This window comes from Mesorhizobium sp. CCNWLY176 (genome assembly GCF_037153935.1).
Classification (GTDB): domain Bacteria; phylum Pseudomonadota; class Alphaproteobacteria; order Rhizobiales; family Rhizobiaceae; genus Mesorhizobium_M; species Mesorhizobium_M zhangyense.
This window is the reverse complement of sequence record NZ_JBBBDZ010000005.1, coordinates 291,010-315,586: the sequence shown is the minus strand read 5'-3', so window position 1 is coordinate 315,586 and position 24,577 is coordinate 291,010. Positions and strand designations below refer to the sequence as shown.

General features: G+C 60.3%; 27 protein-coding genes and 1 tRNA gene. 10 read left to right on the top strand and 18 right to left on the bottom strand.

All coding sequences use genetic code 11. The annotated features are described in order from the left end of the window. Positions 1-653 precede the first annotated feature (653 nt). Both WBQ96_RS11315 and yidC read left to right on the top strand, forming a co-directional pair. Entirely contained in the window at positions 654-1,943 is a 1,290-nt protein-coding gene (locus tag WBQ96_RS11315; protein WP_337035891.1) for a class I SAM-dependent methyltransferase, read from the top strand. Positions 1,944-1,984: 41 nt separating this feature from the next. Then, entirely contained in the window at positions 1,985-2,686 is a 702-nt protein-coding gene (yidC, locus tag WBQ96_RS11310; protein ID WP_336549715.1) for a membrane protein insertase YidC, read from the top strand. Positions 2,687-2,764: 78 nt separating this feature from the next. Here the strand turns inward: yidC and WBQ96_RS11305 are convergent, their stop codons facing one another. The 5 genes from WBQ96_RS11305 to WBQ96_RS11285 all read right to left on the bottom strand — a co-directional run bounded on the left by WBQ96_RS11305 (position 2,765) and on the right by WBQ96_RS11285 (position 6,485). Beyond that, entirely contained in the window at positions 2,765-4,390 is a 1,626-nt protein-coding gene (locus WBQ96_RS11305; protein ID WP_336549717.1) for a sulfatase-like hydrolase/transferase, read from the bottom strand. Positions 4,391-4,609: 219 nt separating this feature from the next. Continuing rightward, on the bottom strand, positions 4,610-5,359 hold the full coding sequence (locus tag WBQ96_RS11300) for a hypothetical protein (RefSeq protein WP_336549719.1): 750 nt from the start codon (positions 5,357-5,359) through the stop codon (positions 4,610-4,612). Between the two features lie 155 nt (positions 5,360-5,514). Then, a tRNA-Glu gene (locus WBQ96_RS11295) sits at positions 5,515-5,589 on the bottom strand. A 111-nt stretch (positions 5,590-5,700) separates the two neighbouring features. Beyond that, on the bottom strand, positions 5,701-6,099 hold the full coding sequence (locus WBQ96_RS11290) for a VOC family protein (protein WP_336549721.1): 399 nt from the start codon (positions 6,097-6,099) through the stop codon (positions 5,701-5,703). Next, positions 6,096-6,485 carry a fimbrial protein gene (locus WBQ96_RS11285; protein ID WP_336549723.1) on the bottom strand — a complete coding sequence of 130 codons (390 nt, stop codon included), beginning with the start codon at positions 6,483-6,485 and terminating at the stop codon, positions 6,096-6,098. The genes WBQ96_RS11290 and WBQ96_RS11285 overlap by 4 nt, the downstream gene beginning before the upstream one ends. 32 nt (positions 6,486-6,517) lie before the next feature. On the opposite strand from WBQ96_RS11285, the gene WBQ96_RS11280 reads away from it, so the two are divergent. After that, on the top strand, positions 6,518-7,546 hold the full coding sequence (locus WBQ96_RS11280; RefSeq protein ID WP_336549725.1) for an RluA family pseudouridine synthase: 1,029 nt from the start codon (positions 6,518-6,520) through the stop codon (positions 7,544-7,546). A 179-nt stretch (positions 7,547-7,725) separates the two neighbouring features. Beyond that, a complete protein-coding gene (gene rpoH, locus WBQ96_RS11270; protein ID WP_165118565.1) occupies positions 7,726-8,637 on the top strand; it encodes an RNA polymerase sigma factor RpoH in 912 nt (303 codons plus the stop codon). Between the two features lie 63 nt (positions 8,638-8,700). On the opposite strand, the gene WBQ96_RS11265 is transcribed toward rpoH, so the two are convergent. Together WBQ96_RS11265 and WBQ96_RS11260 are read right to left on the bottom strand one after the other, a co-directional pair. Next, positions 8,701-9,078 (bottom strand): cell division protein ZapA, encoded by a 378-nt coding sequence (locus WBQ96_RS11265; protein WP_336549728.1) that lies wholly within the window; start codon positions 9,076-9,078, stop codon positions 8,701-8,703. Positions 9,079-9,085: 7 nt separating this feature from the next. Next, positions 9,086-9,358, bottom strand: coding sequence for a DUF4164 domain-containing protein (locus tag WBQ96_RS11260; protein WP_165118560.1), 273 nt, complete (start codon positions 9,356-9,358; stop codon positions 9,086-9,088). 260 nt (positions 9,359-9,618) lie between these two features. Between WBQ96_RS11260 and tkt the strand changes: the two genes are divergently transcribed. The 5 genes from tkt (at position 9,619) to WBQ96_RS11235 (ending at position 17,129) form a co-directional block, all read left to right on the top strand. Continuing rightward, entirely contained in the window at positions 9,619-11,616 is a 1,998-nt protein-coding gene (tkt, locus tag WBQ96_RS11255; RefSeq protein ID WP_336549730.1) for a transketolase, read from the top strand. 26 nt (positions 11,617-11,642) lie between these two features. Continuing rightward, positions 11,643-12,653 (top strand): type I glyceraldehyde-3-phosphate dehydrogenase, encoded by a 1,011-nt coding sequence (gene gap, locus WBQ96_RS11250; RefSeq protein WP_336549732.1) that lies wholly within the window; start codon positions 11,643-11,645, stop codon positions 12,651-12,653. 184 nt (positions 12,654-12,837) lie between these two features. Further along, a complete protein-coding gene (locus WBQ96_RS11245) occupies positions 12,838-14,661 on the top strand; it encodes a potassium/proton antiporter (protein ID WP_336549734.1) in 1,824 nt (607 codons plus the stop codon). Between the two features lie 99 nt (positions 14,662-14,760). Then, positions 14,761-15,957 (top strand): phosphoglycerate kinase, encoded by a 1,197-nt coding sequence (locus tag WBQ96_RS11240; RefSeq protein WP_336549736.1) that lies wholly within the window; start codon positions 14,761-14,763, stop codon positions 15,955-15,957. A gap of 146 nt (positions 15,958-16,103) precedes the next feature. Then, positions 16,104-17,129, top strand: a complete 1,026-nt coding sequence (locus tag WBQ96_RS11235) for a class I fructose-bisphosphate aldolase (protein WP_336549738.1) — start codon at positions 16,104-16,106, stop codon at positions 17,127-17,129. Between the two features lie 44 nt (positions 17,130-17,173). Here the strand turns inward: WBQ96_RS11235 and ybgC are convergent, their stop codons facing one another. Further along, a complete protein-coding gene (gene ybgC / locus WBQ96_RS11230; protein WP_336549740.1) occupies positions 17,174-17,662 on the bottom strand; it encodes a tol-pal system-associated acyl-CoA thioesterase in 489 nt (162 codons plus the stop codon). Between the two features lie 108 nt (positions 17,663-17,770). Between ybgC and WBQ96_RS11225 the strand changes: the two genes are divergently transcribed. After that, on the top strand, positions 17,771-19,003 hold the full coding sequence (locus tag WBQ96_RS11225; protein ID WP_336550281.1) for a glycoside hydrolase family 5 protein: 1,233 nt from the start codon (positions 17,771-17,773) through the stop codon (positions 19,001-19,003). A gap of 6 nt (positions 19,004-19,009) precedes the next feature. On the opposite strand, the gene WBQ96_RS11220 is transcribed toward WBQ96_RS11225, so the two are convergent. The 10 genes from WBQ96_RS11220 to WBQ96_RS11175 form a co-directional block, all read right to left on the bottom strand. Further along, positions 19,010-19,351, bottom strand: coding sequence for a hypothetical protein (locus tag WBQ96_RS11220; RefSeq protein ID WP_336549743.1), 342 nt, complete (start codon positions 19,349-19,351; stop codon positions 19,010-19,012). A 36-nt stretch (positions 19,352-19,387) separates the two neighbouring features. Next, positions 19,388-20,419 carry a Holliday junction branch migration DNA helicase RuvB gene (gene ruvB / locus WBQ96_RS11215; RefSeq protein WP_336549745.1) on the bottom strand — a complete coding sequence of 344 codons (1,032 nt, stop codon included), beginning with the start codon at positions 20,417-20,419 and terminating at the stop codon, positions 19,388-19,390. Continuing rightward, positions 20,416-20,814, bottom strand: a complete 399-nt coding sequence (locus tag WBQ96_RS11210; protein WP_336549746.1) for a PIN domain-containing protein — start codon at positions 20,812-20,814, stop codon at positions 20,416-20,418. Before WBQ96_RS11210 ends, ruvB begins: the two co-directional genes overlap by 4 nt. Continuing rightward, on the bottom strand, positions 20,811-21,104 hold the full coding sequence (locus WBQ96_RS11205) for an AbrB/MazE/SpoVT family DNA-binding domain-containing protein (RefSeq protein ID WP_336549748.1): 294 nt from the start codon (positions 21,102-21,104) through the stop codon (positions 20,811-20,813). The genes WBQ96_RS11210 and WBQ96_RS11205 overlap by 4 nt, the downstream gene beginning before the upstream one ends. A 66-nt stretch (positions 21,105-21,170) precedes the next feature. Further along, positions 21,171-21,791 carry a Holliday junction branch migration protein RuvA gene (gene ruvA, locus WBQ96_RS11200; protein WP_336549749.1) on the bottom strand — a complete coding sequence of 207 codons (621 nt, stop codon included), beginning with the start codon at positions 21,789-21,791 and terminating at the stop codon, positions 21,171-21,173. Between the two features lie 13 nt (positions 21,792-21,804). Next, positions 21,805-22,218 (bottom strand): type II toxin-antitoxin system VapC family toxin, encoded by a 414-nt coding sequence (locus WBQ96_RS11195; protein ID WP_165118535.1) that lies wholly within the window; start codon positions 22,216-22,218, stop codon positions 21,805-21,807. Further along, positions 22,218-22,460 (bottom strand): AbrB/MazE/SpoVT family DNA-binding domain-containing protein, encoded by a 243-nt coding sequence (locus tag WBQ96_RS11190; RefSeq protein WP_165118533.1) that lies wholly within the window; start codon positions 22,458-22,460, stop codon positions 22,218-22,220. Before WBQ96_RS11190 ends, WBQ96_RS11195 begins: the two co-directional genes overlap by 1 nt. 64 nt (positions 22,461-22,524) lie before the next feature. Further along, positions 22,525-23,037: a crossover junction endodeoxyribonuclease RuvC gene (gene ruvC, locus WBQ96_RS11185; RefSeq protein ID WP_336549753.1), complete on the bottom strand. Its 513-nt coding sequence runs from the start codon at positions 23,035-23,037 to the stop codon at positions 22,525-22,527. Between the two features lie 222 nt (positions 23,038-23,259). Beyond that, positions 23,260-23,793 (bottom strand): protease adaptor protein RcdA, encoded by a 534-nt coding sequence (gene rcdA, locus WBQ96_RS11180; protein ID WP_165118870.1) that lies wholly within the window; start codon positions 23,791-23,793, stop codon positions 23,260-23,262. Positions 23,794-24,133: 340 nt separating this feature from the next. Beyond that, positions 24,134-24,547 (bottom strand): hypothetical protein, encoded by a 414-nt coding sequence (locus WBQ96_RS11175; RefSeq protein ID WP_165118529.1) that lies wholly within the window; start codon positions 24,545-24,547, stop codon positions 24,134-24,136. Positions 24,548-24,577 lie beyond the last annotated feature (30 nt).

Sequence of the window (24,577 nt, the reverse complement as noted above, 5' to 3'; positions counted from 1 at the left end):
CGTTCCCAAGCCGGCGCATTGAACCGCACCCCGACGAAACACGACCACTGCACCGAAATGCCCGACCGAAGCTTGCCTGCGGCCTCTATGCCACCGCCTGCATCTTCTTTCCGCTCGGCGCGCGCTATGCCGATCAAAATACGGGTATGACCCTAGACCTCGATAGCAACCCATGGTAGTCGCCATCGTTATGTGACAGTTTTATGACATATTTATTACTACTGGCACATACAAAGACTTCAACGAATGAGCGGGGGCTCACACGTGCAATATGCAATATCCACGGCCGTTCTGGCCGCAATAGTCCTTTTTTCAACTGCAAGCAGCGCGCACGCCTACATTGATCCGGGCTCCGGCAGCGTCATTACCACCGCAATTCTCGGATTCTTCGCAGCCATCGCATACACATTCCGGAAATATTTCTACAAGCTCACGGATATGTTGACTGGTCGAAACAAGTCCAAGAACAGCGAAGGACGTGACGACCAGTGAAGCAGGAAACAAGCGCCGCAAAATCACTCAGTCCTGACCGTGGTTCTTTCCGCGATCGTAACAATCGCGTCTACGACGACGGTACCCGTATTTATCGCGGTATCAGCGATGAAGCGCTGCATAATTGGACAAAGATTTCTTCGGAAAATTTCTTCAAGTCCATGATGCGCCATTCGAAGGTCGTGCCGACCGAACTCGTGGACGGGATGGAAATTCCCCACAACTCGGCCGCATCGAAATGGCCGGCAGTGATGTCCCATGAACGCGTGCCGTTCATTTCATATCCGTATGAATGGTCGTTCGGCATGCTCAAGGATGCCGCATTGCTCACGCTTGACCTGCTCGAGCGTTCAATTCCCAATGGATGGACGCTGAAGGACGCATCCGCCTACAACGTCCAATGGGTCAATTGCCGCCCCGTTTTCATCGATGTTCCGTCGTTCGAACCTTACACGGCCGGTGATCCATGGCGGGGCTACCGCCAGTTTTGCATGATGTTCCTGTTTCCCTTGATGCTTCGCGCCTACAAGGAGATCGACTACATTCCCCTGCTTCGAAGCAGTCTCGACGGCATCGACCCGTCACTGGCATCGAAAATCCTGACCGGTTTCAGCCGGTTCCGGAAGGGCGTTTTCGGCAATGTCTATTTGCACGCCAAGATGCAGGAGCGGGCGGCAAGCCGGGATCTCAACGAGGCGAAATCGCTTACGGAAACAGCTCAGGGCAACGTCTCCAGGTCGCGTTCCTTCAAGCATTCGGAAGCGATGGTGCTCGGAACGATCCAGGGGCTGCGCCGGACGATCAACAAGCTTCAGACCCCCGAATCCCGAACGACATGGGGAAGCTACGACACCGATCACAGCTACGCAGAAGCTTCGTTTGACAGCAAGAAGAGCTTCGTGGAGCGTCACGCCGCCGAAAAACACCGGAAGATGGTGTGGGATATCGGGTGCAACACCGGGACCTTCTCTCGTTTGGCAGGAAAAGGCGCCGACGTGGTGATTTCGATCGATGGCGATGCCAAGGCGATCGATCGTCTCTACAATTATGAAAAAGCACAGCCGGCTTCGAATATACTTCCGCTGATCATGGACCTGAGCAACGTATCGCCCAACCAGGGTTGGCGCGGCGCCGAGCGAAAGGCGCTGGATGGAAGGGGCACGCCCGACCTAGTGCTCTGCCTGGCGCTCATCCACCACATCGTCATTTCCGCCAACATCCCGTTGTCGGAATTCGTCGATTGGCTGCACAGTCTCGGAAGCGACTTGATCATCGAGTTCGTCAGCGTGTCCGACGACATGTCGCAGATGCTGCTGCGCAACAAGGTCAACCAGTACGACGACTTTACGGAGGCTCACTTCGAAGAGATCGTCAAGAAGAAATACGCCATCATCGATGCCGAGTCGCTCAAGGGCGGGGCTCGCAAAATCTACTATCTACGCCCTCTCTGACCCCTTTAGGTTAGCCGGCGTCGCGACAAAGGTGCAAACGGATGCAGCTTCTGGAATTCATCATTTCCCCGCTCACCTGGGTCTTCCAGACTGTTTACGAAGGCATATTCGCGGCGACCGGCAACTACGGCATTTCCATTATTCTTCTGAGCCTGGCTGCCACCCTCATCACATCCCCGATCGCGCGCAAGGCTCGCGAGCTCGAACAGAAAGAGAAGGTTCGGCAGGATGAAATGGCGCCGCTGGTTGCAGCCGCCCGCGAGCGCTACAAGGGACGGGATCGTTTTGAGAAGATAGACGAGATTTACCAGGCGCACGGCTACCATCCGATAAAGTCGATGGCGTCACTGGCCCCCCTGCTGCTCCAGCTGCCATTCCTGCTTGCAGCACTTTTTATGCTGGTGAACTACCCGCCGTTGGCAGGCCAGGGATTTCTCTTCGTACAGGATCTTAGCAAGCCTGACGCTCTCGCCCTCCTGCCAGGCTCCTATGCGCTGAACATCCTGCCGATAGCACTGACGGCGATCGCGCTGCTCGATTCCTTTACGAAACCGGAGGCCACCGCACAGTCGCGGCGCCGGTTCCTCATAGTTTCACTCGTCCTGCTGGCTCTGATTTATCCCTTCCCCGCGGCCGTCTGTCTCTACTGGCTGTGCAGCAACTTCTGGTCGCTGATCAGGTCACAGTTTTCAGCCGTTACCGCGTCAAACCGCGAACCTGCGCCTGCGAAGAGCGATAGTTAGAGCAGGCCTGGGGGGGAGCCCCTGACCCGAATAGAATCGCAGGACAAACCCGATCGCCTAGCGGAGAAAGTTGTCCGACTAGTCTGCCAACTTTCTCTTGTTGATGATGTCCGTCACTTCCCTGATCATGCCGCTCGGCTGCCAGCCAAGATAATACATGAGAAAGTGACGCGCGGGCAGCAACTCCGGCTCCCGGTTGTCGAGGCACGCAAAAACGACCCGGAACGTATTCACCGGAGACATGTCCGGCCCCAGGCTCTGCTGGCAGCGTTCCGGCAAGCGGTAGGCGCTGATGGCGCTCAGGTTCTGCGCAACCATATCGTCCGTCAGCGCCTTGATGTTCGCACCGGTTTCCTGACCGCGATAATTCACGCCGTGATCCGCCTGGAACACGATCATTGCATCGGGATCCTCTTTTAGAATCGCGTCGATCAGTTGCGGATAGAGCTTGCTCGCGCAATCGACCTGGTTGGCATAGGCTCGCACGGAGCCTTCGTACTTGTTCTTTCGGATCGGCGGATAGGCGTCATAATAGGTGCAATCAGCCGTAAAGCGATAAGGCGAATGCGGCAAACCGGAATGAATATAGGTGAAATGCGGCGAAGCGCCCTTCTTTGGCAGCGATGCCAGTATTTCGGGAATCTCGTACCTGCCTGAATACGTCAAAAGACGCCGCCAGATAGCAAGCTTGTCGCTGCCGCTCAGCAGCACAAGATCGAAGAACGGCGCACGCTCAAGGAATACGAGATCCTGATTTCCGATAAAACTCGCCTTGCTGAAACAAAAGTCGGCCAGCTTGTCGCATTCGGGATTCACATAAGCGTCAATATAATTGAATATGTTATAACCGCGCTTGCGAAACTCGGCCGTTACATCGTTGTTGATGCGCCACGGCAGGAATTTCTGCATCTCTGCCGTTATTTTTGGTTTACCCCCCTCCTCTACAAAATACTTCTGCCCGAACACATGGGCGAGAGAAAATCTTGTAACCGGCGCATTGGAATAGTGGTTGTCGAGGACTTTAAACCCCTGATTGCGTAGATAATCGTCCATTTCATACGGCTTGCCGGTCATCCGAACATATTCATTTTCGCTCATGAACATGTCCGGAATGATGAAATAAACGTTCGCGGGCCGCTCGGCGGCAGAGCCTTTATAGTGGCGATTGACGGACAGGCGCGAAACGTCGCTTGGCCAATTGCGAGTCTTGGCGGCAGAGCTCGCAAGCGAAGCCCGTCCGGCTTCGCTGAAAAACAGGTGTTTTCCGACGACAAAGCCATTGTGGGCGGTCATGATACCGAGGCCAAAAACAACAGCCGCGATGATGGAGCCCTTCCGCGACAGGAATGTCACCAATGTCACTGCAGCCAGGAAGAAGATCACGAATGCAATGAGTGACAGGACTTCGCCGTTGAACTTTGTCGGCAGGACCTCCACCGTTCTGGCAATCAGGTTATAGTTGAACAGGACGGCAAGCCCACCCCCTGCGGCCGAGAATACTGTACCCAGATTCCAGCGCGGCCGTACCAGCTTGGCAAGAAGGCTGACCACAACTCCCATTGCCAGCAATGCGCCGAAATAGACGATCAGCTTTGCCGGCTGGAAACTTTGATCCGACAGGTTTGCAACTGCGAAATCCAATACTGGCCATGCCGCGCAAAGCGTCAGCATGGCAAGTCCCTGCGCGCGACTTGCCGGCTTCATTTCTACCCCTTAACCCACCCCGAGTTATTAGCCGACGCTCATAACAACCCCTGGTATACGTTTCAAGGATAAATGCCGCCCCACTGCGCAAGTCGTCGCCGATCACATCGTGCGATTCGCGTTTCGAAAGACGCTGGCCTTCCACTGGAAGCCGATAGCGACGTAGAGCGCGATATGTGGATAGAGACATCGAGCGATTGAACAGGCGTCCGTGTTTTCCTAACCCGGCTCCAGAAATGGAGGCTGCACCACTCTTGCATTCAAAATGGGCGAGAAGTCGGAGTTCTCCTTTCGCGAAATGCTAGGCTGGCCAATGCTTTCACGATAGTCGAACCACGCCTTTCCTAAGCCATCAATGAATTGTTGAAGTTCGTCGCCGTGCTCATTCGCGATGGGAACCCATAGTTCGTAAGGCACGCCGTCGCCCATGTCGTGGTACACGTTAGGCGTGAAGTACACGATGCCGTCCTTCTTGCGATCGTTGAGACGTTCAAAGCCTTTCAGTACGACATTCATTAGCTGGAGAGGCGGGAAGCCGAAGTTGCCGCTATTGGCAACCAGTATGAGCCCCTTTGCCTCGGGCTTTCCGAGCAAGCGTCGAGAAGAAATTATCTGCTTGTTGGCCTTTCTCACGCAATCGATGATCGGGCGCGAGATGATGGAAAAGACCCGCTTATTTACATCATCGGGAAGGTATTTTTTGCCGAATAAAAAGTCCGTATAGTCTTTCAATTGATAACCAAGCCACTTGTAGCTAGCCATGATCCTCCGATCTATTGTTTCAAGATCGAGAGCATCAACCTCCAGCGTCTTTAGCTCAGCGATTACGTTATCTTCTGGAAAATAGTAATCAGCATTCAGTGTGCTTTTCGGGATGCTTGGTACGAAACGAGACAGAACGTCCGCGCCACGGAATGTCCGAACGAACTCCGTGAAAGTCTCCTCTGTTTCGATTGTCGCAGGCGGCATTACAAATCTCCAGTGAACGCTGCTCCCGCAACGCAACAGACTTAGCTGTCCAAGAGCGGGCGAGAACAGTCATGGAACAGAAATCTGCTAACCTGCACACCCGGTTAGCGCAACCCGCCCACAAGTCCTTGATCTACATGGGGGATGCGAGGGGATGGTACGCCCAAGGGGAATCGAACCCCTGTTCCCGCCGTGAGAGGGCGGTGTCCTGACCGCTAGACGATGGGCGCGGAAGACTTCCGCGATATAGGCGAGCATTCGGGAAAAGGCAACCGCCATTCTGGAATGGAGAATACTCAGCGCGCGGCGTGGAAAATCCAGCCCGGAATTCGCCCGCTTCTCTACCGCTTCGGCTCGATCAGGTCCCAGAGATTGCCGTAGAGATCGGCAAAGACCGCAACCGTGCCATAGCCTTCGCGACGCGGTTCTTCCCTGAACGTCACGCCTCGATCGCGCATCGCCTTATGGTCGCGGTCGAAATCGTCGGTTTCCAGAAACAGGAAGACGCGGCCGCCGGTCTGGTCGCCGACGCGCGAAAGCTCGTGCTCGTCCTTGGCCTGTGCCAGAAGCACCCTTGCGCCTTCGCCTTCCGGCCCGACGACAACCCAGCGCTTGCCCTCACCGAGATCGATATCCTGATGCAGCGAGAAACCGAGCTTTTCGACATACCAGGCGATCGCCTCGTCATAGTCGCGCACGACAAGGGCAACCGTCGCGATGCGGCGCGCGGGCGCACTCATTGCGCGGTTATCGCAAAGCGGCCGATCACGCGACGCTCGGCAATGTCGTAGAGGAAGATGGCGCGGCTACCGTCGGCAAGCTCGGCGTCGATCGAGATGCGATTTCCTGACAGCGACTGCGAAACGATCTTTGCGCCCAAAGGCAGCGCGATGTCGCCGGACAGGAACGCGCCTTCGGCCGGCGACGGCACGGTCGCGCCATTGACGGCAACCGGCGTTTCGCTCTTCGAACCGGATTTGTAGACAATCGCCCCCAGCACGGCCATAAGGGCAAGAAACAGCAGGCCGAGATTGATGGCAACGAAGCGCACCAGCTTGCGCCTGACCTTTTCGACCGCAGGGTCGAGCGGCTTTTCGTCTTCGTCGTTCAGGTTCGGCGATGCCATTGTCTCAACAGTTCCGGATTTTTGAAGCGCAAATGAGCGACCCTGATAGCGAAGCCGGCGGCGTATTGAAAGAGCTCAGCGCCGATGCGGCAGCCGCCGGCACCCGGCTCGACCAGTGGCTTTCCGCCGCACTCGGCCCCGATTTCTCGCGAAACCGCGTCCAGACGCTGATCCGGCAAGGGGCGGTCCTCGTCAACGGCACCGCCGTTCTCGAGACCAAGCGCAAGATGTCGGCCGGCGAAACGGTGACCATCGAGATGCCCGAGGCCGAACCGGCCGAGCCGCAGGGCGAGGACATTCCCCTCGACATTCTTTACGAGGACGACCAGCTCATCGTCATCAACAAGCCGTCTGGCCTCGTCGTCCATCCCGGCGCCGGAAACTGGACCGGCACGCTCGTCAACGCGCTGATCCACCATTGCGGCGACAGCCTGTCCGGCATCGGCGGCGTCAAGCGCCCCGGCATCGTCCATCGCCTCGACAAGGACACTTCCGGCGTCATGGTTGTCGCCAAGACCGACAAGGCCCACAAGTCGCTGTCGGAGGCCTTCGCCGACCACGGCGCGACGGGCGATCTTGAGCGCGCCTATGTCGCGCTTGTCTGGAACATCCCTGCGCGGGTCAGCGGCGTCATCGACGCACCGCTCGGCCGTGCCTCCGACCGCGTTCGGCGAGCGGTCGTGCCAGCAGGCCGCGACGACGCCCGCCACGCCATCACGCATTACACCATGCTGGAGCGTTTCGGTGAAAAGGACAAGGAAACGGTGAAGGCAGCCCTCGTCGAATGCCGCCTGGAAACCGGCCGCACGCACCAGATCCGCGTGCACATGGCCCATATCGGCCACCCGGTCGTCGGCGACCCCGATTACGGCCAGGCCTTCCGCACCAAGGCCAACCGCCTGCCCGAACAATTGAAGGCGCTGGTCGACAATCTTTCACGGCAGATGTTGCATGCCAGGCTACTGGCATTTCGCCATCCCACCACCCATATATTGATGAGGTTCGAGGCGCCTCTGCCGGGGGATATGGACGAGATCGTCCGGGGTTTCCGCATTTTGTGAAAACTTGACAACCATTGTTCACTTCGGCGTGACACACTGTTTCGTGTTGAACAATATGGATGCGTTTCTTGATTTGTTCCTGTATAAAGGTAGCTGTCGCAGGAGTGCATGAGGCACCTGTGACACATGCCTGCCTTTATCAGGGGGCACATTCCGCTTCAAAGAGGGAGGGCGCTATTATGGCCCAGTCACTACCCAGTATTGTCTCCGGCGAAGGCGGCCTCAGCCGCTACCTGGAGGAAATCCGTCGGTTCCCGATGCTTCAGCCGCAGGAAGAGTACATGCTCGCCAAGCGGTATCAGGAGCATGAGGACACCGGCGCTGCCCACAAGCTCGTCACCAGCCATCTCAGACTCGTGGCCAAGATCGCCATGGGCTATCGCGGCTATGGCCTGCCGATCGGCGAAGTCATTTCCGAGGGCAATGTCGGCCTGATGCAGGCCGTGAAGAAATTCGAACCGGAGCGCGGCTTTCGCCTGGCGACCTATGCCATGTGGTGGATCAAGGCCTCGATCCAGGAATACATCCTGCGCTCGTGGAGCCTCGTGAAAATGGGCACCACCGCCAACCAGAAGCGCCTGTTCTTCAACCTGCGCAAGGTCAAAGGCAAGATCCAGGCGCTCGAAGACGGCGATTTGAAGCCCGAGCAGATCACCGAGATCGCCACCAGGCTGAACGTCAGCGAGGCGGAAGTCGTCTCGATGAACCGCCGCCTGTCGGGCGATGCCTCGCTCAATGCGCCGATCCGGGCAACGGAAGGCGAGTCGGGCGAATGGCAGGACTGGCTGGTCGACGACCACGAAAGCCAGGAAGCCATGCTGATCGAGCAGGACGAGCTGGAAAATCGGCGCGGCATGCTCGCCGGCGCCATGGCTGTGCTCAACGATCGCGAACGGCGCATCTTCGAGGCGCGCCGCCTCTCGGACGAGCCGATGACGCTTGAGGAACTGTCGAGCGAATTCGACATCAGCCGCGAACGCGTTCGCCAGATCGAGGTTCGCGCCTTCGAGAAGGTTCAGGATGCCGTCAAGGCGGCAGCCAAGCGTCAGATGCAGTCGCTGCGCACCATCGAAGCCCAGCCGGCCGCTTGATCTTACGATCGGCAGCAAAGGCCTGAAAAACAAAATCGCGTCGGCTTCGGCCGGCGCGATTTTTTATGTCTCGGGCTGAACTTTCCGCACCACCAGCTTATGGGCCAGCTCTTCCATGCGCTGGGCAAGTCCGCTGAGCGCACCGGTAAGCGCTGCATCGTTCTTGTCGGCCTTCAGCAGGGCTTCGTCGCGGGTCTTGCGCAGCGTGCTGATCTCGCTTTCCATGCCCTTGAGGCGCTTCGAAAGTTCCGACAGCTCGTCCATGACCATGATGCCGGCCATGACGGTGACGCGCTGGTCGCCGATCTCGCCGAAGGATTCCTTCAGATGCGAGACATAACGGTCGAACCGCTCGGCCAGGCTGATCAGATGTTCTTCCTGGCCCTCGTCGCAGGCCATTCGATAGGCCTTGCCGTCGATCGTGACAGTAACCTGTGCCATGGCGTACCTACCTGTCCAGCACCGCGCGGATGGTTTCCATCGCCGTAACCAGCCTGCGCGATACTTCCTTGTTGGCTTCCTCCAGTCGCTCGGCGCGCGCTTCGGAATTGTCGAGTTCCTGCGCGAGCCGGCCACGGTCGGCATTCATGCGCTGCACTTCGGCCTCGGCTTCGGAGTAATCCTGCTCATTCTCCAGCCGCGATGCGACATTGTGCTCAAGCACATCGATCGCCTTGCCGAGCCGGCTTATGACTTCCTTGAGTGTCGTTTCCCCGGTCATGGCTCCGTCAAACTCCCGCCCATCACCGAATCGTTCGCATTCAGAACGACTTACCAGTGAAACATTAGGCATCGTGCAAACGAACCGTCAACAAAGCGATTCGTCCTTTCCCCCGCTATCGTGCGACGACGTGTCCAATCACGGTCATCTCTGCGTCCAGAAACCATGCTTTTGTTGACTCACGCGGCGCGCCTGCTATGTGTCCCCGTGCTTTCTCCAGGGGGCCGCACCCCCAAAAAATCAAGGCTTGGCGAGCAATCATGACATCACGCGAAAAACACGACCGGATGGCCAACGCGATCCGCTTTCTGTCCATGGACGCCGTCGAGAAGGCCAATTCCGGCCATCCCGGCCTGCCGATGGGCGCGGCCGACATTGCCACGGTGCTCTACACCCGCTTCATGAAGCATGACCCCAAGGCGCCGCACTGGGCCGACCGCGACCGTTTTGTGCTGTCGGCCGGCCACGGCTCGATGCTGCTCTACTCGCTGCTCTATCTGACTGGCTACGAGGACATCACCCTCGACGAGATCAAGAATTTCCGCCAGCTCGGCTCCCGCACTGCCGGCCACCCGGAATATGGTCATGCCGCCGGCATCGAGACCACCACCGGCCCGCTCGGCCAGGGTCTTGCCAATTCGGTCGGCATGGCGCTCGCCGAGCGCATCATGAACGCCAAGTTCGGTGATGACCTCGTCGACCACTATACCTATGTGCTGTCCGGCGACGGCTGCCTCATGGAAGGGATCTCGCAGGAAGCCATCGCGCTTGCCGGGCACCTGAAGCTCAACAAGCTGATCGTTATGTGGGACGACAACAACATCTCGATCGACGGCGCCGTGTCGCTGTCGGATTCGACCGACCAGCTCGCCCGCTTCGCCGCTTCCGGCTGGAACGCCTCGCGCGTCGACGGCCATGATCCCGAAGCGATCGCCGACGCTCTGGAAGCCGCACGCCGCTCCGACCGCCCGACGCTGATCGCCTGCAAGACCACCATCGGCTTCGGCGCACCGCACAAGGCCGGCACCAACAAGGCCCATGGCTCGCCGCTGGGCGCGGAAGAAATCGCCGGCGCCCGCAAGGCGCTGGGCTGGGACTACCCGCCCTTCGAGGTTCCGTCCGACATTCTCGACGCCTGGCGCCTTTCCGGCCTCAACGCGGCCAAGAAGCGCAAGGAATGGGAAACCCGCCTCGCCGCTGCTGAAAGCGAAATCCGCGCCGAGTTCGAGCGCCGCATGCGCGGCGAGCTGCCGGGCAATTTCGACACCGTGATTGCCGACTACAAGAAGAAGCTCGCAGCCGACAAGCCGAAGGTCGCGACCCGCAAGTCGTCGGAAATGGCGCTGGAAGTCATCAACGGCGCTGTGCCTGAGACGATCGGCGGCTCGGCCGACCTGACCGGCTCCAACAACACCAAGACCAGCCAGACCAACCCGATCGCGCCGGGCCAGTATGACGGCCGCTATGTCTATTACGGCATCCGTGAGCACGGCATGGCCGCTGCGATGAACGGCATGGCGCTGCATGGCGGCGTCATCCCTTACTCCGGCACGTTCCTCACCTTCTCCGACTATGCCCGCCCGGCGATGCGCCTTGCCTCGCTGATGGGCATCCGCGTGATCTTCGTCATGACCCATGATTCCATCGGTCTCGGCGAAGACGGCCCGACCCACCAGCCGGTCGAGCATCTGGCCGCACTGCGCGCCATCCCGAACCACAATGTCTACCGCCCCGCAGACGCGACCGAATCCGCCGAATGCTGGCAGCTTGCGCTGGAAGACACCAAGACGCCTTCGACCATCGCGCTGACCCGCCAGAACCTGCCGGCCGTGCGCACCGAATTCGTCGAGGAAAACCTCTGCGGATACGGCGCCTACGAACTGGCCACCGCCGACGGCGACGCAGCCGTGACGATCTTCGCCAGCGGCTCCGAAGTCGAGATCGCGCTTTCCGCCCGCACGGCATTGCAGGCACATGGCCACCCGACGCGCGTCGTATCGGTTCCTGTGTTCGAACTGTTCGAGAAGCAGAGCGAGAAGTACCAGGCCGCCATCATCGGCAATGCCCCGGTCAAGGTCGCGATCGAAGCCGCCATCCGCCTCGGCTGGGACCGCTTTATCGGCCAGGACGGCATCTTCATCGGCATGCATGTCTTCGGCGCCAGCGGCACGATCGAACAGCTCTACCCGCATTTCGGCATCACTGCCGATGCGACCGTGAAGGCCGCCGAAGCGCGCCTGCACAAGAAGTCGAACTGATTTTTGGCTCCAATGGAGAAACAAGCATGACTGTCAGAGTTGCCATCAACGGATTTGGCCGCATCGGCCGCAACATCGTGCGCGCCATCTATGAATCCGGCCGCAAGGACATCGACGTCGTCGCCGTCAACGATCTCGGCCCGGTCGAGACCAACGCCCACCTGCTGCGCTACGACTCGGTCCATGGCCGCTTCCCGCATGAGGTCAAGGTCGATGGCGATTCCATCAGCATCGGCTCGGAAAAGTTCAAGGTCACCGCGATCAAGGATCCGTCGCAGCTGCCGTGGAAGGAACTCGGCGTCGACATCGCGCTCGAATGCACCGGCATCTTCACCTCGAAGGACAAGGCCTCGGCCCACCTGACCGCCGGCGCCAAGCGCGTGCTGGTTTCCGCGCCTGCCGACGGCGCCGACCTCACCGTCGTCTACGGCGTCAACCACGACAAGCTCACCAAAGATCATATCGTGGTCTCCAACGCCTCCTGCACCACCAACTGCCTGGCGCCGGTCGCCATGGTCCTCAACAATGCCTTCGGCATCGAAAAGGGCTTCATGACCACGATCCACGCCTATACCGGTGATCAGCCGACGCTGGACACTATGCACAAGGATCTCTACCGCGCCCGCGCTGCCGCCATGTCGATGATCCCGACGTCGACCGGTGCTGCCAAGGCCGTCGGCCTGGTTCTGCCGGAACTCAAGGGCAAGCTCGACGGTGTCTCGATCCGCGTGCCGACCCCGAACGTCTCGGTCATCGACTTCAAGTTCGTAGCCAAGAAGAATGTGACCGTCGATGAGGTCAACGCAGCCCTCGTCGCTGCCGCTGACGGCCCGCTCAAGGGCATCCTCGCCTACACCAACGAGCCGCTGGTCTCGATCGACCTGAACCACAACCCGGCCTCGTCGACCTTCGCGCTCGACCAGACCAAGGTCATCGAGGGCAACCTCGTCCGCGTCATGTCCTGGTACGACAATGAATGGGGTTTTTCGAACCGCATGGCCGACACGGCCGTCGCGGTCGGCAAGCTTATCGCCTGATAGCCTGACGCCCTGCAGCTTCTGGAACGCCCGGCTTCGGCCGGGCGTTTTCGTTTGCGCTGAGAGCAGAGCCTGAGCCGGACAAATTTCTCAAAGAAATGCGCAACTTGCTTGCGCATGGCCATGTCTTCGCCGCACTGTGCATTGAACTGGAGATTTCAAACGGTAGGAAAACAGGCCGCCTATGGATCATGTTATCTATCTCGCAACGCTGGTAGGTACGGCCCTGGTCCTGGCCGCAGCGTTTTCGAGCCTGATAGCCTTCCGTTTCGGCGCTCCCCTGCTGCTCCTGTTCCTCGGCATCGGCCTTGCCAGCGGCGTCGACGGCCTCGGCCTGCGCTTCGACAATGCCCCTGTCGCTTATTTTGCCGGCTCACTGGCACTTGCTGTCATCCTGTTCGATTCCGGCTTCGGCACGCCGGTCAATGTGCTCCGGCAGGCAGCTTTGCCCGCCGTCACCCTGGCGACGGTCGGCGTTACCGTGACGATGGCCATTTTCGGCGTCGCCACCCACTATCTCACCAATTTCACCTGGCTCGAATCCTTCCTGCTTGGCGCTGCCGTCGCCTCCACCGACGCGGCGGCGGTGTTCTTCCTGCTGCGCGCCGGCAATATCCATCTGCGCGACCGGGTGCGCTCCACGCTCGAAATCGAATCCGGCACCAACGACCCGATCGCCATCTTCCTCACCATCACGCTGGTCGAAGTCATCGCCATGGGCGTCGATCCCGAAGCCAAGGTGCTGGTCACCGACCTCATCGTCGGCTTCTTCCTCACCATGGGCCTAGGCGCCGCCGTCGGCATTCTCGGCGGTTTCGGCATCGTGCGTCTCGTCGAAAGGCTCAATCTCGACCACGGCCTGCTGCCGATCTTCGTGCTGACGCTGTCGTTGCTCGTCTTCGCCGGAGCGGGCGCCCTCGGCGGTTCTGGTTTCCTCGCCGTCTATCTGGCGGGCCTTGTCGCCGGCAATTCGCAAATCCGCGCTGCCTCGGTGCTGAAGCGCTTTCAGGACGGCATGTCCTGGCTGGCGCAGATCATCATGTTCCTGGTGCTCGGCCTGTTTGCCACGCCGTCGCAGTTTCCAGCCATCCTCGGCGTCTCCGTCGTGCTGGGCCTGTTCCTGATCTTCATCGCCCGGCCGTTTGCAGTGTGGCTCTGCCTCAAGCCGTTCCGCTTTCCCAAGACCGAAACGGCGTTCATTTCCTGGGTCGGCCTGCGCGGTGCGGTTTCCATCCTGCTGGCCATCACGCCGCTGCTCAGCGGGCTGGAGCACGGCCGCGATATCTTCAACTCCGCCTTCATCGTCGTGCTCGTCTCGCTCATCGTGCAGGGCTGGACGGTCGGGCCGCTGGCGCGCCGTCTCGGCCTGATCGTGCCGCCCCGTCCCGGCCCGATCGAAAAGGTCGAGCTGGAACTGCCCGGCTCGGCGCACCATGAACTGCTGAGCTACCGCGTCGTGCCCGGCAGCCCGGTGCTGCGCGGCGAGCGGCTGCCGCGCTGGGCGCGGCCCTCGCTGGTCGTCCGTGAAGGGCGCTCGATGAAATTCCCGGACTTCGGCCGCCTGGTCGCCGGCGACCGCGTCTACATCTTCGTTTCAGATCGCTATCCGGCCCTCCTCGACCGATTGTTCGCCAGCCGCGTCGATGTCGATCCCGAGGATGCCGATTTCTTCGGCGCCTTCGCGGTCGACCCGGAAAGGCCTGCATCCGAGCTGGAGGCAGCATACGGGCCTGGCCTGGCTGAAGCCGAAATGAACATGACCATCGGCGAACTTATGCTGTCGCGGCTCGGCGGCCGCGCCGAATATGCCGACCGCCTCACGCTCGGCCCGATCGAACTCATCGTCCGCGACATCGACGAGAAGGGCAAGATCATCGGCGTCGGCCTGTCCTTCGAGCCGACACCGCCGCAGCCGGTGATCCCGGAAAACCTGCGCGAACGTGTCGGCGGGTTGTTCGACCGGTTGCTCGGCCGCCCCGTGAAAGAGAAAGCCGGCGAGGAAGCATAGCTTGCTGCGATTCGCCGCGTCCCCTGCACCAAAGCCAATCTTGCATCATGCGCCCGGCACGCTAAGGTTCCGCCGATTTCAGCGAGGAGATAAATTGCCATGGCCGGTTTCAAGACGCTCGACGATATCGGTGATGTCAAAGGCAAACGCATCCTCGTGCGCGTCGATCTCAATGTCCCCGTCGCCGACGGCAAGGTGACCGACGCCACCCGCATCGAGCGCGTCGCGCCCACCATCACGGAACTCTCCGGCAAAGGCGCCAAGGTCATCCTGCTCGCCCATTTCGGTCGCCCGAAGGACGGTCCCGATCCCGCCCTCTCGCTTGAACCAATCGCAAAGGCCACGGGCGACGTGATCGGCAAGCCGGTCGCCTTCGCCGCAGACTGCATCGGCGACAAGGCTTCCGTCGCGGTCGCCGCCATGAAGGACGGCGATATTCTGCTCCTCGAAAACACCCGCTTCTACAAGGGCGAGGAAAAGAACGATCCTGACTTCACCAAGCAGCTCGCCGCCAATGGCGATCTCTACGTCAACGACGCCTTCTCCGCCGCCCACCGCGCCCATGCCTCGACGGAGGGCCTTGCCCATCTGCTGCCCGCCTATGCCGGCCGCACCATGCAGGCCGAGCTGGAAGCGCTGGAAAAGGGCCTCGGCAATCCGGTCCGCCCGGTCGTCGCCATCGTCGGCGGCGCAAAGGTGTCGAGCAAGATCGACCTGCTCATGAATCTCGTGAAGAAGGTCGACGCGCTGGTCATCGGCGGCGGCATGGCCAACACCTTCCTGGCGGCACGCGGCAGCGATGTCGGCAAATCGCTGTGCGAGCATGACCTTGCCCCGACCGCCAAGCAGATCATGATCGAAGCGGCACAATCGGGCTGCGCCATCATCCTGCCCTCGGACGGCGTCGTCGCCCGCGAGTTCAAGGCCAACGCCGCCAACGAGATCGTCGCCATCGATGCGGTGCCTTCCGACGCGATGATCCTCGATGTCGGCCCCAAGACCATCGAGACCGTCAACCAGTGGATCGACCGCGCCGCAACGCTGGTCTGGAATGGCCCGCTCGGCGCCTTCGAGATCGCCCCCTTCGACCGCGCCACGGTCGCAGCCGCGAAGCATGCGGCAAGCCGCACCAGGGAAGGCAAGCTCGTCTCGGTCGCCGGCGGCGGCGATACGGTGGCAGCGCTGAACCACGCGGGTGCCGCTGACGATTTCAGCTATGTCTCAACCGCCGGCGGCGCATTCCTGGAATGGATGGAGGGCAAACCCTTGCCCGGCGTCGACGTTCTGAAGGCGTAACGACAAAATCATCTGGCCTGCCCGCCGACGAGGTGAAATACTTCGTTGGCAGGTGTGATCGAGTTTCAATCGATTCAAGCACTTCGGCGGCATTCCGTTCGTCACACACTTCTGTTATTCGCCGCTGATCACAGAGGAGATTATGAATGAGCGAACGTCTCGAAGATATCGCAGCCGCAATGGTTGCCGACGGCAAGGGTATTCTGGCTGCGGACGAAAGCAGCGGCACGATCAAGAAGCGTTTTGACGTGATCGGGGTCGAATCCACCGCCGACTCCCGCCGCGATTACCGCGAGATGCTGTTCCGTTCCACCAACGCCATGAAGAACCATATTTCCGGCGTCATCCTCTATGACGAGACGATCCGCCAGAAGGCCGCCGACGGCACGTCGCTGGTCGATCTCATCCGGGCTTCCGGCGCAATTCCGGGCATCAAGGTCGATGCCGGCGCCAAGCCGCTGGCCGGCTTTCCGGGCGACACCATCACCGAAGGCCTCGACGGCCTGCGCGAGCGCCTCGCCGAATACTACAAGCTCGGCGCCCGCTTCGCCAAATGGCGCGGCGTGATCGACATCAATGAAGAAGAAAACGTTCCGTCCTCGACCGCGATCGACGCCAACTGCCATGCGCTCGCCCGCTACGCCGCACTTTGCCAGGAAGCCGGTATCGTGCCGATCGTCGAGCCGGAAGTGCTGATGGACGGTTCGCACGACATCGACACCTGCTACGAGATCACCAAGGTCACGCTGCTGCAGCTCTATTCCGAGCTCTACGCGGCAAACGTATCGCTGGAAGGCACGATCCTGAAGCCGAACATGATCATTGGCGGCAAGAAGTCGGGCATCAAGAACAGCCCCGAGGAAGTTGCCGAAAAGACCATCAAGCTTTTCCGTGAGACGGTTCCGGTCGCAGTGCCGGGCATCGCCTTCCTGTCGGGCGGCCAGTCCGATGAGGAGGCCACCGCCAACCTCAACGCGATCAATGCCATCGGCCCGCATCCGTGGAAGCTGACCTTCTCCTATGGCCGTGCGCTGCAGGCAGCACCGCAGAAGGCATGGAGCGGTAAGGCGGAAAACATCGCCGCCGGCCAGGCAGCCTTCGCCCACCGCGCCAAGATGAACAGCCTCGCCGCCCTCGGCAAATGGCAGCAGACTGCCGAAAAGGCCGCCTGAACCAACAGATTTAAATGAAAAGCCCCGCTTCGGCGGGGCTTTTTTCATTCGGTATCCAGACTGGCTTGCCCCTTCGGCAAAAATGCTTCGATCCATTCCTTCGGGAAGCGTCGCGGACGGCCACTTTCGCCGATGATGGCGGCTTCGACCCGAGCCTCCACCAGCACATCGTCACCGCGCTTCAATTGCTGCGCCATCCAGATGCGCGCGCCGGAAATCTTTTCGGTGCGCGTGTCGACCGTGAGGATGTCGTCGATGCGAGCGGGGCCGCGAAAATCGATCTCCATGCGCCGCACCACCCAGACGATCTTCTCGCCATGCTTGCCGTCGGCAAGCTCGGTGTGGTGGACGCCTGCCAGCCGCAGGAAATCGGAACGGCCGCGTTCGAAGAATTCGAGATAGCGCGCATGGTAGACGACGCCGGAGAAATCGGTGTCGGCATAATAGACCCGCGCCATGATGCGGTGGCCGAACGACGTCAGCTCGCCCGAAAGCCCCGCCATCAGCCTTTCGCGTTCACCATGATCATCCATCGCTCTTTCCTTTTCGCCGGCGACCTGACAGGAATTACATGAGGGTAATTCCGTCGAATTGGGCTTGGGGCAAACCCGATGACTTCCCGGATGACATCATTGGCGTCGATGTTCAAGGCTGGCCTTCTGGGGCTCGCCCTGCTTTCCGTCGCCGTGACCGCCGCCGATGCGGCCAGCTTCTCGATGAAGCGCGGCATCAATCTCGACATCTGGGTCACCTGGCCCGACGAAAGCCAATGGGGCGACGAGAAGGCCATCCTGCCCTTTCCCGAATGGCGCAAATCGGTGACCGAGGCCGACCTGAAAAGCTTGAAGGATAACGGCTTCGATTTCGTCCGCATGCCGGTCGACCCCTCACCCTTCCTGTCTGCCAAGACGGTCGGCCTTCGTGACAAGCTGTTTGCCTCGGTGCTGGAATCAGTCCGGCTGGTCAACGCGGCCGGGCTGAAAGTCATCGTCGACATGCATCTGGTGCCGGCCGGCGGCAACCGCTCGCTCGGCATGGCCGAGGTGATGAACGATCCGAAACTCTTCGACACCTATGTCGATCTCATCCGCGCCATGGCCAAAAGCCTGTCGAAGGAAGACCCCACGCTCGTAGCCTTCGAGGCGATGAACGAACCGGTGATCGACTGCGGCGACGAGAAGACCAGCCTCTGGCCGGAAAAACTGCAGCGCCTGTTCGCTGCCGCGCGCGCTTCGGCCACGCGGCTGACGCTGGTGCTTACCGGCGCCTGCTATTCCAACGCTGAAAGCCTCGCCAGGCTCGACCCGAAGATGATCCCCGACGACAACGTCATCTGGACCTTCCATTCCTACGACCCCTTCCTGTTGACACATCAGGGCGCAACCTGGGCCGGCGATTTCATTCCCTATGTCACCGGCCTGCCCTACCCGCCCTATGCCGTGCCGCGCGCCGAGCTTGACGCCGCGCTCGACCAGGTGCGCGCCAAGATCAAGGCCGAAGCGCCGTGGACGCGGCGCAGCGGCATGCTCGCCTATCTCGGCGAACAGATCGCGACGATGGACACCGAAGACAAGCTGCTGTCCATCCTCGATGCACCGTTCAAGACGGTAGATGCCTGGGCCGAGAAGCACGGCATCAAGCCGAAAAACATCTTCCTCGGCGAATTCGGCATGATCCGCCAGGAATATGGCAACCCCTATGTCATGCCGGCCAAATACCGCGCCGCCTATGTCCGCGATATGAGTGCCCGCGCCGAAGCGCACGGCTTCGCATGGTCGGTGTGGTCCTATGGCGGCGCATTCGGCGTCGTCGAGCAATTCGACGGCAAGAGGGCCGAGCCGGACGTTCTGGAGATGGTGCGGGGGTTGAAGTAAGCCCTGTCAGCAGCTACCGCCGAACCGGGGCTTGTTGGCTGTCAGATTCCTGGTTTTGACTTTAGCCTTCGCCTTGATTGTGGAGACATGTGCCCCTTTGGCGATCTGTGCTTTTGTGTAGGAAGATACGACACCGGGATAAACACGCCTGGTGTTCTTTGCCTCTTGCATGATCGTCGATTTAAGTGGGGTGCTCGCGCATAAGCCCATACAATCCCAGATTATCTCTTCCGTTACCTTGACCTGATCCTTCGTGCAGCCGGTATGTTCGTAGACGCGGTACTCGGCCCACGAAGAGGATGGAACAAGCCCCATCAACAAGATAATTCCTGCAAGTTTACTGCGCATCAACTCCCCCTTTGCTTAGCCTGAAGCCTGGCATCATCACTCCTCCTGAAACAGGTTGATCTGCTGCTGTATCAGGTCCTTCGGCACATCCAGCCCGAGATGCTTCCAGGCATTGGCCGTCAGCATGCGGCCGCGTGGCGTGCGCTGGATGAAGCCTTGCTGGATCAGGTAGGGCTCGATGATATCCTCGATGGCATCGCGCGGCTCCGACAGACCCGCCGCGATGGTCTCGATACCGACCGGGCCGCCGCCGAAATTCAGCGCGATCATCGAGAGATAGCGGCGATCGAGCTGGTCGAGGCCGAGCGCATCGACCTCCAGCCGCGACAGCGCCTCATCGGCGATCTTGCGGTTGACGTGATCCGCCCCGGCCACGCTGGCAAAATCGCGCACCCGGCGCAGCAGGCGGCCGGCAATGCGCGGCGTGCCGCGCGCACGCCGCGCGATCTCCAGCGCGCCGTCGTCGCCCAGCGGCATGCCGAGGATGCGCGCCCCGCGCCGCACGATCTGCTCAAGCTCTTCCACCGTGTAGAAATTGAGCCGGACCGGAATACCAAAGCGGTCGCGCAGCGGGTTGGTCAGCAGGCCGAGCCGCGTGGTGGCCGCAACCAGCGTGAACTTTGCCAGGTCGATCTTGACCGACCTCGCCGCCGGCCCCTCGCCGATGATCAGGTCGAGCTGATAATCCTCCATCGCCGGATAGAGGATTTCCTCGACCGCCGGACTCAACCGGTGGATCTCGTCGATGAAAAGCACGTCGCGCTCTTCGAGATTGGTGAGCAGGGCCGCGAGATCGCCGGCCTTGGCGATGACCGGGCCGGAGGTAGAGCGGAAATTGACGCCGAGCTCGCGCGCCATGATCTGCGCAAGCGTCGTCTTGCCGAGACCCGGCGGGCCAACGAACAGCACATGGTCAAGCGCCTCGCCACGCCCTTTGGCGGCTTCGACAAAAACCTTCAGATTGGCCCGCGCCGCCGCCTGCCCGACGAATTCGTCCAGGCTCTGCGGCCGCAGCGTCGTGTCGGTGTCTTCGCCGCGCTTGTCGGGCGTGATGAGGCGGTCGTTCACGCAAGGAGTTCCATGGATGGGATGACCTTTGCTGCGCGCTGGTCGAAGGTGACGGTGTGGGTGCAGCCAGCGCGCGTCGCGGAGTAAGCTATCAGGTGATCGGCAACATCGCCCCTGCCGGACTCGGCGCTGTTGAAAAGATCGACAAGCAGTGCTTCCTCCTCGAAGATGAACTCTCTTGCCTCGAGCATGGCCGACAACAGTCTGCGTATATCCTTCATGGGGTAGTCATATCGCTGCCGCAAGGCCCAAACCAACTCGGCAACCACGATCAGACTGACGAAAGCCGGGTCGTCGGGAGTTCGGCTTTCTATGAACTCCAAGGCATTGCGCGTTTGCTCGGGCTCATCGCGCACGAGGATACGCAAGAGCACATTCGTATCCACACCGATCACTGGCTGTTCCCATACGTCTCATTCCATTCGCGGACGATCCGCTCATCGTCCTCGGCAATGGCACTTCCAATGGCCTCGTCAATGTCTTCCACGCTTGCCCCGGCCCCGCGAGGCGGTGGCCCAAGAATCGCGGCAAGATCGGCAGCGCGCCTGTTCTTGGCCAGAATTCTCACCCCGGTTTCGTCGACGACATAGTTGATGCGGTCACCCGGCTTCAGACCGAGATGGTCCCGAACTTCAACCGGGATCGTCGTCTGCCCCTTTGCCGTGACCTTGGATTGATAGCCCAAATCATTGCCCCCGCGCAAATTCCTTACCACAAATGAATAGCAAGGAATGTTCGTAAAAACAAGGAATCATCGCGCCAATTCCTTCAACCCAAACCGGATCAGCTTCGAGGAATCGGCATCCTCGCCCGCCGTCTTCAGGGCGGCCGAGACCGCATTGGCAGCGATGTCGCGCGAGTAGCCGAGATTGACCAGCGCCGAGACGGCATCGGCGATTGGCGCAGGCGCAACGCCCTCGCCCAGTTCCTGCTTAAGCCCGATCGTGCCGGAAGCCTCCCCGGCATAGGCCGGCGCCTTGTTCTTCAACTCGGTGACGATGCGCTCGGCGACCTTCCTGCCGACGCCCGGTGCGCGCGAAACCATGGCGATGTCGCGCAGCGCAATCGCGTTGGCGAGATCGGCCGGCGCCAGCGTCGACAGGATCGCCAGCGCCACCTTGGCGCCGACGCCCTGCACATTGTTCTGTAAGAGGCGGAACCATTCGCGCTCCAGCGTCGTCTTGAAGCCGTAGAGCCGGATCATGTCCTCGCGCACATAAGTCTCGATGAACAGCACCACCGCCTCGCCCGGCCCGGCAAGGGCTGCCAGCGTGCGTGCCGAGCAATAGGCGACATAGCCGACGCCATGCACGTCGACGACGCAATAATCCTCGGCGATTTCGTCGACGGTGCCCTTGAGCTTGCCGATCATGAATGGCGTCCTGTCATGGGTGCGTATCCGGCGCGATTATGCGCAGCATCGGGAAATAAGCTCGATAGCGGCCCTGATCCCGCGTCAGCAACGAGTAGCCGCGTATGGCCGCGTGCGCGCCGATATAGAAGTCCGGCAAAGGCGACCGTTTTGGACCGCCGTCGCGACGATATGCGAGGAACGCATGGCCGGCCGCGAATGCCGCTTCCCAGGGCAAATCCTCCCTGAAAAAACGAGAGGGCGACAGCGCTGACTCCAGTGCCGATTCCAGCGGATAGCCCGCAGCCATTTCCGCGTAAATGATCGGGTTGATGACGATCGGACCTTCCGCCCGAAGCTTTTCGATATGCCGATTTGACCAGTCTTCCCACGGGCTGCCCGTATCGAAGAGGTCAATCAGAACATTGGTGTCGACAAGCGTCGGCATCAGTCCCTCAGAAGTTTGAAGAATTCATCCCCGGTCATACCCCCTAGATCCATCGATCCCTTATGGCGGCGGATGTGATCCATGAAATCGGCAACCTCGCGATCGCCGTCCTGCGGCGAGGCCGGGCGTAAAATGGCGACGTCGTCCTGCAAGCTGAACTCCACCTCACTGCCGGGGACAATTCCCAGCTTGCGGCGAACATTCTTCGGGATGGTGACCTGACCTTTTTCGGTGACGCGCATGGTAATACCTCTCTGGTATTACTTATCGGCAATCCCAGAACAAGTCAAGAACATCGACTGCAGACTAACCGGCCAGCACGGCCAGTCTCGACATCGCGCTCTGGCGATGATGAGCGTGGCAGATGGCGATGGCGAGCGCGTCGGCAGCGTCGTCGCTGTCGTAGACGGCCTTGGGCATCAGCACCTTTACCATCATCTGGATCTGCTTCTTGTCGCCATGACCGACACCGATCACCGCCTTTTTCACCGCGTTGGGCGCATATTCGGCAACCACCAGCCCGGCGCGGGCCGGCACCAGCATGGCGATGCCGCGCGCCTGGCCGAGCTTGAGCGTGGCGCCGGCATCCTTGTTGACGAAGGTGATCTCGATCGCCGCCTCGTGCGGCGTCTGCTGATGGAGGATATCGACAAGCCCGTCATGCAACTGACAAAGCCTTGTCGCCAATGCCGCCTTGTCGTCGGACCGCACCGTGCCGGCCGCCACGAAACGCAGCGAATTGCCAAGTGTCTCGACGATGCCCCAGCCCATGCGCCGAAGCCCCGGATCGATGCCGATAATGCGAATCGCTTCCCTCATGCGGCGACTGTACCTCCACCTCACCGGCATGTCAGGAAATTGTGAACAAACCGGAAACAACCAAGCCAAGAGACTGCTTGATAACTCGCCCTGCCGAGTCATATGGGGTGGTTTTCGGGATCGCCGAAGGCGACGAACGGAACGTACATTTAGTACGTGAGCACCGGAAGCGCAGAAAACCGCGTCAGATGGCCGGCAGGGTAGAATTAGCAGGCGGTCTCTTCAGCCGCGCGCGAAGGCCGTGTTGAGAAGGCTGATCTGGTCGGAGACGGGATTGGTCCGGCGCATCGAAGCTGCCGTGGAAAGCTCGGTGCGTTCGCCGTAGATCTCGTCATCCATGCGGCGCACCAATGCCTGCAAGCTGAGCGAACGGTTGACCAGATCGAGAAAGGCAGCGGGCAGTTCGCTCCAGCCGGCTGCGTCTTCCCGGGCCGAGGCCGTATCCAGCCGCACCTTGGATTTTTCTGACGCGACCTGATCGCGTGTCATCTCGCCGGAATTGGCGGCGCGCTGCAGCAGCAGCCAGGATGCGACCTGCATCAGCCGGGTCGTCAGGCGCATCGATTCGGCGGCATAGAGCGTGGCGGCCAGCCGCGACAGCTTCTTGGCCTCAGCGCGGCCCTTGCCGTCGAGATATTCGGCAGTCTGTTCGACCAGGCCCATGCCTTCGTCGTAAAGCGGCTTGAAGGAGTGCGAGAAAACCCGCCGCTCCGCCAATTTGATTGTATTGCCGCTTTCTTTGGAAGGCTCGATCATCATTACGCCTCTGTACTCACGCTCTTGCCGCGCACTGGTGCCACAACAGGCTGCCCCAGGTCGCGTGCCCCATCCTCATTGGCTGTGGAAAATGCGCCCGCGCCCGCGCGAACGCAAGCACATGTTTAACAAAAGGTTAATATGACAAAAGCGTGGACGCCTGGATAAGAACGGGCAAAAAAAGAGCCGCGGAAAGCGGCTCTCAGAAGTTAACAGGGAGGCGTCAAACGAAGTGGCTCCAGCCACTCGGTAAGAATCCAGGTAAACTGGATGAACATAGTAAACGCCCGTAAAGCTTAATGACCGGTTAACCGGCTCGATATTTTTCGAGATAACGCCCTTACCTGTCCCATAAGGGCACATTTTCGCGAGCCGGCCGCGATCCGTAGATCACCGGAAGGGCGATCCATGCAAACAGCAGCATGCCGAGGAAGAAGCCAATAGAACTGACCGCGACGAAGGGCTCGATCGCCTCATGTCCGGCAAGCAGGAAATAAAGTCCGACGACAAGGCCAATGCCGCTCAAAGCCGTCAGCCAGAAGTGCACCACAGCCAGCCGCGAGGCCCGCGCCGCCGGAAACAGATGATAGAAGAAGGCGAACACGGCCGACATCAGCCAGCCCGCAACCATGATATGCGCGTGTGTCGGCATTTCGGTGTGATCCTGGCTCATCGCCATCGACAGCCCGAGCATCATCCCGCAGATTGCGTAGATGATCGCCAAGGTGAAGAAATTGCGTGCAACGCCTTGCATTTCGGTCCCCTCAATTGCCTTTTCCCGAAG